This window comes from Halioxenophilus sp. WMMB6 (assembly GCF_033283405.1).
GTDB lineage: Bacteria > Pseudomonadota > Gammaproteobacteria > Pseudomonadales > Cellvibrionaceae > Halioxenophilus.
The window spans coordinates 98,577-110,559 of record NZ_JAWMQR010000010.1 but is presented as its reverse complement, the minus strand read 5'-3'; the positions used below and the strand labels follow the sequence as shown (position 1 = coordinate 110,559).

Genomic DNA, 11,983 nt, shown 5'->3' with positions numbered 1-11,983 from the left:
TGCGATTTAAAAGGTTATCAAAAGGAGTTCGTATGTTTTGGACCCGGTTCGACCAGTACGGCTGCAAGCCTGCCCTGGTCGACGACACCCGCTCACTCACCTACCTGGAACTGCACGAGCGGGTTGTACAGTTCAGCCAAATATTAGGTGACGAAAAATCACTGCTATTGCTGGCCGCGGATAACTCCTTTGAAGCCATTATTGCCCTCTATGGCGCCCTCTACGGTGGCCACAGCGTCATGCTGTGTGATGGCAACGACAGCAAGCTGGTGGAATCACTCAACACCCAGTTCGCCCCCAATTGGATCTATCGCAAGCACGACGACTGGCAACTGTTGGCCGGTGATAAAACCGCCCACCACCTGCACCCCGACCTGGCGTTGTTGATCAGCACCTCCGGCTCCACCGGCAGCAGTAAATGCGTGCGCATCGCCTACCAGAGCGTGCAGGCCAACAGCGACGCCATCGCCCAATATTTAGCAATTAATGCCAACGACCGCGCCGCCTTACTGTTACCTATTCACTACTGCTACGGCTTGAGTGTGGTCAACTCCCATCTCGCCTCCGGTGCCAGTGTGGTGCTCACCCAATTAAGCGTGGTGGATAAAACGTTTCTCAACTTTCTCAGCGAGCAAAAGATTTCCAGCTTTGCCGGTGTGCCCTACACCTTTGAGCAGCTGGAACGGATCGATTTTCGCGCTCAGAACTTGCCCAGCCTGCGCTACTTAACCCAGGCCGGCGGTCGCCTGGATGCGGGCGTGTTGGCAAAATACGCCGACTGGGCCGAAGCCGGCAACAAGCGCTTTTTCGTCATGTATGGCCAAACCGAAGCCACGGCCCGCATCGCCTATCTACCGCCGGAGCTGTTAAAAGCTCACCCCGGCGCCATTGGCGTGGCCATACCCGGCGGCAAGCTCGAGTTAAAAGATGAGCAGGGTAATGTTATTACCCGTGTTGGCGATGTGGGTGAACTCAACTACACCGGTGCCAATGTGATGATGGGCTACGCCACGGAGATTACCGACCTGGCCCGGGGTTATGAAGTGACCGAGTTGGCAACCGGGGATCTGGCCAAATTCGATGAGCAGGGGTTGTTTACCATTGTTGGCCGCCTGAAACGCTTCTCTAAAATTTTTGGCAAGCGCTGCAACCTGGACGATATTGAAAAGTTGCTCGCCACCCACCAAATGGCTGGGCACTGTGTCTCTGATGATAAAACACTGTTTCTCTGCAGCGAGACGGCCATCGCAGCTGAGGCCAAGCCGTTAATTGAAGCGCAGTTTGGTATTCCGGTCGGCTTTATTAGCAGCGTGCAACTAACGCAATTGCCACTGCTGGCCACCGGTAAAATCGACTACCAGAATCTGTTGGCCATCGCCCAGGCAGAGAGCATTCCTGCGCAGCAGAGTAACCTCCCCCTGGCCGAACAGATTGCCGCCCTCTATGCCAGCCACTTTAATTTTAAGCACGGCGATAACCCCTCGTTTCTCGACCTGGGCGGCGATTCGCTCACCTATGTGGCCATCTCTGTCGAACTGGAGAAGCTGTTGGGCAATCTGCCACCCCAGTGGCCCGAGCTGACCATCACCGAGCTGGTAACACAGAGCGCCGCCGATAAGCCGCGGGCAAAGTTCGCCCGTATGGAAGCCAGCGTCGCCCTGCGCGCCTACGCCATTATGGCGGTGGTGATGAACCACTCGGGCCTCCATTTTATGGCCGGTGGTGCCGCCTTTATGCTGTTGATGTCGGGCGTTAACTATTCGCGCTTCCAATTTTTTGAGCAGCAGCGAAGTTCACTCTTCAGTATTGTGCCGTCGCTGTTTAAAAATATTCTGGTGCCCTATTGGGGGGTGTTGATTGGTTTCAGTTTATTGCGTTCCGAGCCGGTGAGTTGGCAGGACGTGACTCTGCTGGGCGCCAATATTCCCGGCGCCAGCAAAACCCCCTTTGGTGTTTGGTATATTCAGGAGTTGATGGTGAGCATCGCGCTGGTCAGTTTACCGATGCTGATAACGCCCGTGCGCGCCTGGATAAAAAATCATTACCGCGGTTACTTTCTTTTGATTTTGGCTGTGGCGGTGGTGCTGCGCATTATTGATGGCTATTTCCATATCGGTAGGGAGCTGGCGCTGAAGGGTGAGCAAATCTCCTGGGTGTTGTGGCTGTTTGCCTTAGGCATGATGATCAACAGCTACGCCAATGAGCCGGGCAAACGGTGGCTGCCGATTTTCGCCACGCTCGTTCTGCCCCTACTGTTTTACTGGGGCGACCCGTCGCGGGCAGTGACCACCACTCTGGGCGGGCTCTGTCTGATTCTCTTCCCGGTAATTTCGCTGCCGCGCCTGTTGGTGCCGGTGATCTCCACTCTGGCCGGAACCAGCCTGTTTATCTACCTGCTGCACACCCGCGCGCCCATCGATACCATCACCGCCGATTGGCCGGTGGATCTGCTGCGCATCGGCCTTGGCCTGCTGCTCGGCATCATCGCCTACCACCTCTATGATTTCGGGCTTTGGCTGCTAAAAAAGCTCTCCGGCAATTTCACCAAAGCAGTGGTTAGCAGCACCCCGGAGTAAGCCGCTTATTGGTCAGGCAACGGCTGCCGGTGTTACGCACCCGTGGCAAGGTGGTGGCGCGCGGCCACCTGCCAGGCAATTAGGTGCTCTCCGGTAATGGCTAACGCCAGGGCGGCGCCGGCAAACTCGACAAACGCGAAAAGCATGATGTCAGCCAGGGTAAAACGGCCGCGGCAGAGGCTGCTGCGCCCGGCCAGTTCGCGGTTTAGCCAGGCGAGGTTCTCTTCGGCCACCAGTTTCAGTTCCGCCGACGCACCGGGAATACAGTGTTGTAACTTCTGGTAGTAGGGGAGGCCAGGGCCATACCTGAAGGCCGACACCAGCGGCTCAAGAATGAGCAGGTCCAGGCGGCGCAGCCACATGCGGGTTTCGGCCTTCTCTTCGGCGCTGCGGCCAATCAACGGCGGGCTTGGGTACTCATCCTCCAGATATTCACAGATGGCGGTCACCTGGCTGATGCACTGGCCCGAGGCCAGCTCCAGCACCGGCACCTGGCCGAGGCTGTTCTTCGCCAGGAAGGCCGGCGCGCGGTTCTCGCCAGTGGCAATATCCACCCACTGCTCGGCTAAAGTAACCCCTTTTAATCGAGCAAAGTGGCGTACCACCTGGCTGTTGGTACCGAGGCCGGTGTAGAGCTTCATGGCCACCTCCTACACGCCAAAGCGGATGCCGCCATCCACCGACAGCACTTCGCCGGTGATGTAGCTGGCGTGGGCCAGAAACATGACCGCGTCGACCACGTCATCCACCTCGCCAATACGGCCCAGAGGTACACGCTCCACCATCGCTTTAAATTGCGGCAGCAGGGCACCGGAGTCGGTCAGCCCTGGCGCCACCGCATTTAAACGGATGCGGTCCGGCGCCCACTCCTTGGCCAGGGTGCGGGTGAGATTGACCACGCCGGCGCGGGAGGCGGCGGAGTGGGCCATGGTCGGCGTGGGCAGTTGCCACATGTTGGCGACGATGGTCACCACCGCCCCCTGGCGTTTTTTCAGGGCCGGGTAGAGGTGGCGCAACAGATAGAAGGCACCATTGAGGTTGATGCCGATTACCTGCTCCCAGTTCTCCTGGCTCATCTCTGCCGAGGGTTGCGCGCTTTGGCCGCCGGCGGAGTTAACCAATACATCCACTCCCTTGGCAGCCAGGCTCTCACCCAACTCCGCCATTTTCTGCCAGTCGTGAACATCGCCGACAAAGCACTCCGCCTGGCCACCGGCGGCGTGAATTTCGTCGGCCACAGCGGCTAGCTTCTCTGCGGTGCGGCCCACCAGCACCAGCTGGTAGCCCTGTTGCGCCAGGCGCAGGGCAGCGCCCCGGCCAATACCGGAACCGCCACCGGCGACAACGGCAATAGGGGGGGATTGTGTTTCGGACATGGTCTCTCCAATGGTTATTGTTATGGTTTTATTGTGCTGCGGCGGCAAGTCGCCGACTTGCCCCGCCGGCGACCGGCGTAGAGCGGCTGCTAATAGACCAGGCACCAGGGCAAAGGCCTAGTGTCGCTCATTATGCTTGCATCCATGAACAAGGGGTATCGGCGACGCTCTGTTTCTTTTCAGCAGGCGCAGCCTTCCGCCTAGCCCCGGCCAGGTATGCAGGGCTTTGCCGTCATAAAAATTTAATCGTGCATCCGCCACCCTACTGACAGAACGCTGTCAGTAGGGCTGACCAATACTGGCCCTGTTCCCCGGAACCAACCCTTTAACCTATTCAGGAGCAGGCAGATGCAACCACTACCCACAATTACCTGGTTTGAAATCCCCACCAGCGATTTCCAACGGGCTATCGATTTCTACCAAGCCGTTTTTAAAATCGAACTGAAAACCATGGAGGAGCTCGGCATTGCCATGGCCCTCTTTCCCCACGCCGAGGGTATGGCCGGTGGTGCGCTGGTCAGCGGCGCCCCTTACCAACCAAGCAGTGACGGGGTGGTGATCTATCTCTACAGTAACGATTTCGACGCTGCCCTGGATCGTATCGAGTGCAACGGTGGTAAGGTGGTGATGCCCAAAACCGAGATTCCCGCGGGGCTGATTGCGCTGTTTATCGACAGTGAAGGCAATCGCGTGGGCCTGCACACCATTCCTCAGTAGAGATAGCCCAGTAGCGATTGTCGAACAGCACACCAAGGAGTAGCCATGCGCCGAGCCGACCGGCTCTTTCAGATTGTGCAGATTTTGCGCCGGGGCCGGGTGGTCACGGCGCAAGCCATTGCCGAGCAGCTGGAGGTGAGCGAGCGCACGGTCTATCGCGACCTGCAGGATCTCTCGGCCCGGGGCGTACCACTCTTGGCCGAGGCCGGGGTCGGCTATCAGCTCGATAAAGGCTTCGATATGCCGCCGCTGATGTTCAACAGCCAGGAGGTGGAGGCGCTGGTGATTGCCGCACGCATGCTTGACGCCTGGGCCGATCCAGAGACCAAAAGCCAGATTCAATCAGCGTTGGAAAAAATTGAGCAGGTGCTGCCTGCCAAACTGCAGGAGAAGCCGGCGCGGGTGCGGGTATTCGCCCCGGGCTTTATGACCCAGCCAACCATCTGGCAGGCGCTACCCGATCTGCGCCAGGCGATCGATAGCCGCCACAAATTCACCTTTCACTACCGCGACCAACAGCAGCAAACCAGCCAACGTACCATCCGCCCGTTGGCGATCTACTTCTGGGGGCGGGCGTGGACCTGTGTCGGCTGGTGTGAGTTGCGCGCTGCCTTCCGCCACTTTCGCCTGGACCGGATGAGCAAGTGGCAGAAAACAGCAGAGACTTTCGCGGATGAAGCCGGCAAGACCCTGGCCGACTTTGAGGCAACCCTAGATAAATAGAGTAGGGTGGATAACGGGGTTAAGCCACCGCTTAAAAATGTTGGCCTGGCTTAGGAGAGCAACTGCCGCCGCACGCTCTCCGGCAACAGGGCCAGCAGCGGTTGCAATCGTTTCACCAGCTCAGCAACTGGCAAACCCTCAGGCAGGCGACCGGTTTTTTCAATGGCAAACAGCAGTTTATCCAAACTGATTGGAACAGGTTTGACCGGCGGTGCAGCCGATACCACCGTACACTGGCCATCGCCCTGCTGCAGGGTTTTTTCCAAGGCGGTGTGGGCGCCGTCCAGAGCCGAGGCCGCGTCAATAGTGCTGCCCGGATGGGCAGTAAAGACCCCAATCGACAACGACAACCGCCAGGTTTTACCTTTGACCTTAATCTCCAGCGCTTCCACCTGGGAGGTAAAGCGTTGCGCCAGGATGTTAGCGCTGGCCGGGTCAGCCATCGGCAACGACAGGATAAACTGCGCCAACCCAGCGCGCGCCGCGGTATCCTCCTGGCGAATCGATGATTTAAATATTTGCGCAACCTTGCGCATCACCGCGTCATAGCCGGCTCGGCCAAAGGCCTCGAACAGTGTGCGGTAATCGTTGAGTTGAATCAGCATCACCGTCAGGCTGTGCTGGTGGCGGGAGACAAACGCCGCATCCTTCGCCAGCCGTTTTTCAAAACCATCTTTGGTGAGCAGACCGGTGACGTTATCAACATAGACCCGCTCCATCAGCGTTCGCGTCTGCTGCTGATGGCCAATATGCGCCCGCACCCGGGCAATCAGGTGGGCGTGGTCAAAGGGCTTGGAGATAAAATCGGTGGCGCCGAGGGCAATCGCCTCCTCCTTGGAGCCGTCACTATTTTCGGCGCCGGTGATAATGATCACCGGTAAATTGCTGACGCTCTCCGATTCGCTGTTGCGGATATTTTTTAACAGGCCAAAGCCATCCAGTTTTGGCATTTGCAGATCGCTGAGCACCAGTTGGATATCACTGTTAGCCTGTAAAATCTCCCAGGCTTGTTCGCCATTTTCTGCCTGCACCACAGTAAATTCATCGCCCAATACTTTGGCGGCGGTAAAGCGTACTAATTTTGAGTCATCTGCCAGCAGGATGGATTGAGTTTTGGCGGTGTCCTGGTTTGTCATGCGATCAATCGTCTCCTTCGAACCAATCAGCGGCGACCGTATTGCATTAAACCTAGTTCAATAATGGGTGGCTAGCTAGCAGAGGAGCGCATAAACCCGGTAAAACCAGTGATTAACCGATTTAAACGGTTAAAGCTCGAGCGGTATCGGTTTCATTAGCGCTGTTCAATAGTAGAATTTGCTAGTTAAGCAATGGGCGGTTTAGTGGCGCGATTTTTTTCAGCCAAAGGGCATTGGCTAAACTTAGCTGCCCACGATGCACAAACTAACTCTATTTTTAGTCAATTTTTAATTAACGGTATTTGGAAAAATCCGGGGTAAAAAAGCAAATGCCGCAATCGATTAAATTACGGATTGCGGCATTTTTTAAAAGGTGAAATTTTTGTGGCTGGCGCATCGTTTACTCCACTTAACAACGCAGCCAACAACAGCCGTTTTAACAATAAATTTTTACCGATTTTCCAGGTTCCAGTTAATGGTCGAAGCGATCGGCATTCATTACTTTGGTCCAGGCTTTAACGAAATCCTTAACGAATTTTTCCTGGTTGTCGTCCTGGGCATAGACCTCGGCGTAAGAGCGCAAAATTGAGTTGGAACCAAACACCAGGTCGACACGGGTTGCCGTCCATTTCACTGCGCCGGTTTTGCGATCGCAAATTTCAAACAGATTGTCATTGGCTGTCTGCCAGCGGTAAGCCATATCGGTTAAATTAACGAAAAAGTCGTTGCTGAGTACGCCTTCCCGTTCGGTAAGTACGCCGTGTTTGGTGCCACCATAGTTGCTGCCCAGCACGCGCATACCACCAATTAATACCGTCATTTCCGGCGCGCTCAATCCCATCAGCTGGCTGCGGTCCAATAACAGCTCTTCTGCGGCGACCGAGTAATCGCGTTTTAACCAGTTGCGATAGCCATCGTGAATGGGTTCCAGCGGTGCGAAGGAGTCGGCATCGGTCATGGCGTCAGTGGCATCACCACGCCCCGGCATAAATGGCACGACAATATCGACACCACCATCGCGCGCGGCTTTCTCTACAGCGGCACTGCCGGCCAAGACAATTAAATCGGCCATGCTCACTTTTTTAGTGAGGCCCGCCTGAATTTCCGACAAGACACTCAGTACCTTGGCCAACCGTTGCGGTTCATTGCCCGGCCAATCTTTTTGCGGCGCCAGCCGAATGCGGCCACCGTTGGCACCACCGCGATAATCTGAACCACGGAAGGTGCGGGCACTGTCCCAGGCTGTAGCGACCAAGTCGCCCACGCTCAAGCCGCTGGATAAAATTGTCTTTTTCAGCTCGGCAATTTCTGCCTCCGTTAAGCTGTAGTCAACGGCGGGAATCGGATCCTGCCAGATCAGATCTTCAGCCGGAACATCAGAACCCAGGTAGCGCGCTTTCGGACCTAAATCGCGGTGCGTTAATTTAAACCAGGCGCGTGCGAAGGTTTCTGCAAAGTAGTCCGGGTCTTTATAAAAACGCTCGGAGATCGCCCGGTAGATGGGATCTTTTACCATCGCCATGTCAGCGTCGGTCATGATGGGGTTGTATTTAATGGAGGGGTCTTCCACATCGCTGGGTTTATCCGCCTCTTTGATATTAATCGGTTCCCACTGCCAGGCTCCCGCCGGGCTCTTTTTCAACTCCCAATCGTAGTTAAACAGCATATAGAAATAGCCGTTGTCCCACTGGGTTGGGTTGGTGGTCCAGGCGCCCTCAATACCACTGGTGATGGCATCGCGGCCAACACCTTTACCGTTGGGGTTGTGCCAACCCATCCCCTGTTCGGTGATGTCGGCGCCTTCTGGGTCCGGCCCCAATTTGGAGGCATCACCATTACCGTGGCATTTACCCACCGTGTGGCCGCCGGCGGTGAGCGCCACTGTCTCTTCGTCATTCATGGCCATACGGGCAAAGGTAAGGCGAATATCTTCGGCGGTTTTCAGTGGGTCGGGGTTGCCATCCACCCCTTCCGGGTTCACGTAGATCAACCCCATTTGCACAGCGGCCAACGGGTTGTCCATGGCTTCGCGCTCGTCGGCGCGCATGCGGTCACCCGCTTTGCCCAACCATTCGTTCTCAGAACCCCAGTTGGTGTCTTTCTCCGGTTGCCAGATATCGGCGCGGCCACCGGCGAAACCAAAGGTTTTCAAGCCCATAGATTCGTAGGCCATGTTGCCAGCCAGAATCATCAAATCGGCCCAGGAGAGCTTGTTGCCATAGCGCTTTTTAATGGGCCACAACAATCGCCGGGCCTTATCCAGGCTGACGTTATCCGGCCAACTGTTTAACGGCGCAAAGCGTTGGTTGCCGGTGCCACCACCACCGCGGCCGTCGGCGATGCGGTAGCTCCCGGCCGAGTGCCAGGCCATACGAATCATCAAGCCACCGTAGTGCCCCCAATCGGCTGGCCACCACTCCTGGCTATCGGTCATTAAGTCTTTTAAATCTTGTTTAACCGCGGCTAAGTCGAGCTTTTTAAACTCTTCGGCGTAGTTGAAGTCTTCGCCCAGCGGATTGGTTTTGCTGTCGTGCTGATGCAGGATGTCGAGGTTGAGTGCGTTTGGCCACCAGCCGGTGTTGGAGCGGGTTGTTGAAGTATTGCCGCCGTGCATAACCGGGCACTTGCCTTGACTGCTTTTTGCGTCGTTACTCATTGATGTTCCCCTTTGTTAAAAGTGAGGTGGTGGGGTAGGTTGGCCATTAGGTTTCTACCTATGGCGCTTACAGACAAAGATCAGAGTACGCACTCGCTTGCTATTGAGTTGTCCTGTTCTGATTCAACCCTGTAGGCCCACTACAGCACTTGGCTCTATCGTGATTTGGCAAACGTTATCGACTGTTGATAAGGCTTTCAGGGGACGCTGATGGAGTGACTATACGGCCACTTTAACGTTAGTAAAAATAAATGATTAGAATGTATTTGATTGTTTTATTTTATTTATATGGGCCGCTGGCATCTTTGCTCTTTGCCCAGCTGTTAGAGCCTAACATCCACTGCCCAATGGATGTACAGGCACAGGTATCGTAACGTCTGATACCACGCTCGGTATTAAGTGGCCAGGATTATACTTTGGCTACTCTTCCGCTCTTCTGCTCTTATGGCAACGGGCACTTACTCCCTTTCTGTTCGGGCTATTGCTAAGCAGCAGCGGTGAGCTGCACACAACAGCTTTTACCAGTACCCCGGCACAGATGGCGCTTCTGTGCTGCTCTTTTCTTTGCCCGTTAACCGTTCGCTATCAAATCTTGTCCAGCTTACCGGGACACTTTGCGATTTGTGACAGAGTTGGAACGGGGTGCATTGCAGGTTGTTGCGTTGAATCGGCGAGCAGAGCCGAAACCAGGCGTGGACCGCCATCGCTATTGACTTAGTGATAATAGTGCTCGGTGGGTTTTCGGCTTACCGTTTGCAACGCCTGACGGCAGGTCGCAATGATCAGCAAACTCATGCACCGCCGGGCAATTGCCCCGTTAGAGAAGGAAAATCTGGCGCAGCTTAAATCCATCAGCCAGAAGATAGCAGGTTATCAACCGTGCTGGAGGGAAGACATTAAACCTGCCCGGCAGGAGCAATTTTTTTAATCACTCCGCCGAACCAGAAATCGTTATTTATTCCACGGTAACCGATTTCGCCAGGTTGCGTGGCTGATCGACATCGGTGCCCTTGTTCACCGCCACATGATAAGAGAGCAGTTGTAACGGCAGGGTGTAGATAATTGGTGCGATGGATTCCGGACAGGTGGGTACTTTAATGACCGTGGTCTGCTCATCGTTTCTAAAGCCGGCGTGTTCATCGGCAAAGACATAAAGCTTGCCACCGCGGGCGGCCACCTCTTCCAGGTTCGATTTAATCTTCTCCAATAATTCACCGCTTGGCGCCACGGCAATCACCGGCATGTCGCTGTCGACCAGGGCCAGCGGGCCATGTTTTAACTCGCCGCTGGGGTAGGCTTCGGCATGTATGTAGGAGATCTCTTTGATTTTCAGCGCCCCTTCCAGAGCAATGGGATACTGCACACCACGGCCTAAAAAGAGGCTGTGGTGTTTTTCAGTAAAGTGGTTGCTGATCTGTTGTATGTAGTTGTTGATCTGCAATACCGCTGCGGCAAACACCGGCAGGTCGGTAAGGGCATTGACCAGTTCCGCTTCCCGTTCGGGCGACAATTGCGTTCTTCTTCCCAGGGCAATCACCAGAATTTGTAACGCTACCAGCTGGGTGGTAAAGGCTTTGGTGGAGGCCACGCCGATTTCGATCCCGGCCTGCGTTAAAAAGACCAACTCCGATTCGCGTACCAGGGCACTGTTGGCCACGTTGCAGATGGCCAGGGTCGACAGGTAACCCGATTTTTTAGCTTCGGCCAGGGCCGCTAATGTATCGGCGGTCTGCCCGGATTGGGAGATGGTGACAAACAGTGTGTTGGGGCGCACCACGGTTTTGCGGTAGCGAAATTCACTGGCCACCTCCACACTACAGGGGATGCCGGCCCAGTCTTCCAGCCAATATTTGGCGACTATGCCGGCATGATAGCTGGTGCCACAGGCGACTATCTGTACATTTTCAACCTGGTCAAAAATCTGGCCGGCTTCGGCACCAAAGGATTGCTCCAGCACCTTATCCTGGCTGATGCGGCCAAGCAGGGTGTTTTTTAAGGCTTTCGGTTGCTCAAAAATCTCTTTCAACATGAAGTGACGGAAGCTGCCCTTATCGGTCGACTCCATCGCTTCGGTTGCGCGTTCGATTTCGCGTTCAACCAGGGCGCCTTGCTTGTCGTAAATGGTAAAGCCATCGACGGTGATCTCGGCGGTTTCGCCATCATCCAGATAGACAAAACGGTCGGTTACCTGGCGCAGTGCCAGCGGGTCGGAGGCGATGTAGTTCTCCTCAATACCCACACCAATTACCAACGGGCTGTCTTTGCGGGCGACTACCACCGTGTGCGGTTCATGGCCGCTGATCACGGCAATAGCGTAGGCGCCTTTTAATTTTTTAATGGCAGCCTGAACGCTGGCCAATAGTGTAACGTGGTGCTTTTTGCACTCGTGAATTAAAAAGGCGATGGTTTCGGAATCGGTTTGCGAATTGAAATGGTAGCCTTTGCTTTTTAACTCTTCGCGCAGCTGTTGGTAATTTTCAATAATGCCGTTGTGAACAATGGCGATCTCTTCACACACGTGTGGGTGGGCGTTTTGTTCCGATGGTTTACCGTGGGTTGCCCAACGTGTGTGGGCGATGCCGACATGGCCCTGCAGATTGCTGGCAACCTCTTCCAGGCCGCCCACTTTTCCCAGCACACGGTGCAGCTGCAGGTGCACCTGCTCGGGGTTGATAACGGCCATGCCCGCCGAATCGTAGCCTCGGTACTCCAGCCGCTTTAAGCCTTCTAATAAAATGGCGACGATGTTCCGTTTGGCAACGGCGGCAACTATTCCACACATAAAAATTACTCAGCTTT

The 11,983-nt window shown here is 55.3% G+C and carries 9 protein-coding genes; 4 read left to right on the top strand and 5 right to left on the bottom strand.

Annotated elements, in window-relative coordinates; all coding sequences use genetic code 11:
* Nucleotides 1-32: 32 nt before the first annotated feature.
* Nucleotides 33-2,576: an AMP-binding protein gene (locus tag SBL51_RS19830; protein WP_317932880.1), complete on the top strand. Its 2,544-nt coding sequence runs from the start codon at nt 33-35 to the stop codon at nt 2,574-2,576.
* Nucleotides 2,577-2,608: 32 nt separating this feature from the next.
* On the opposite strand, the gene SBL51_RS19825 is transcribed toward SBL51_RS19830, so the two are convergent.
* Together SBL51_RS19825 and SBL51_RS19820 are read right to left on the bottom strand one after the other, a co-directional pair.
* Nucleotides 2,609-3,217, bottom strand: a complete 609-nt coding sequence (locus SBL51_RS19825) for a glutathione S-transferase family protein (protein WP_317932879.1) — start codon at nt 3,215-3,217, stop codon at nt 2,609-2,611.
* Nucleotides 3,218-3,226: 9 nt separating this feature from the next.
* Entirely contained in the window at nt 3,227-3,952 is a 726-nt protein-coding gene (locus SBL51_RS19820; protein ID WP_317932878.1) for an SDR family NAD(P)-dependent oxidoreductase, read from the bottom strand.
* 348 nt (nt 3,953-4,300) lie between these two features.
* Between SBL51_RS19820 and SBL51_RS19815 the strand changes: the two genes are divergently transcribed.
* Together SBL51_RS19815 and SBL51_RS19810 are read left to right on the top strand one after the other, a co-directional pair.
* Nucleotides 4,301-4,669 (top strand): VOC family protein, encoded by a 369-nt coding sequence (locus SBL51_RS19815; protein WP_317932877.1) that lies wholly within the window; start codon nt 4,301-4,303, stop codon nt 4,667-4,669.
* Between the two features lie 45 nt (nt 4,670-4,714).
* Nucleotides 4,715-5,392 carry a YafY family protein gene (locus SBL51_RS19810; protein WP_317932876.1) on the top strand — a complete coding sequence of 226 codons (678 nt, stop codon included), beginning with the start codon at nt 4,715-4,717 and terminating at the stop codon, nt 5,390-5,392.
* A 50-nt stretch (nt 5,393-5,442) separates the two neighbouring features.
* On the opposite strand, the gene SBL51_RS19805 is transcribed toward SBL51_RS19810, so the two are convergent.
* On the bottom strand, nt 5,443-6,528 hold the full coding sequence (locus tag SBL51_RS19805; protein WP_317932875.1) for a diguanylate cyclase domain-containing protein: 1,086 nt from the start codon (nt 6,526-6,528) through the stop codon (nt 5,443-5,445).
* Nucleotides 6,529-7,000: 472 nt separating this feature from the next.
* Entirely contained in the window at nt 7,001-9,184 is a 2,184-nt protein-coding gene (katG, locus tag SBL51_RS19800; protein ID WP_317932874.1) for a catalase/peroxidase HPI, read from the bottom strand.
* 778 nt (nt 9,185-9,962) lie between these two features.
* On the opposite strand from katG, the gene SBL51_RS19795 reads away from it, so the two are divergent.
* Entirely contained in the window at nt 9,963-10,112 is a 150-nt protein-coding gene (locus tag SBL51_RS19795) for a hypothetical protein (RefSeq protein ID WP_317932873.1), read from the top strand.
* Between the two features lie 27 nt (nt 10,113-10,139).
* Here SBL51_RS19795 and glmS read toward each other — a convergent pair whose 3' ends face one another.
* Nucleotides 10,140-11,966: a glutamine--fructose-6-phosphate transaminase (isomerizing) gene (gene glmS / locus SBL51_RS19790; protein ID WP_317932872.1), complete on the bottom strand. Its 1,827-nt coding sequence runs from the start codon at nt 11,964-11,966 to the stop codon at nt 10,140-10,142.
* Nucleotides 11,967-11,983 lie beyond the last annotated feature (17 nt).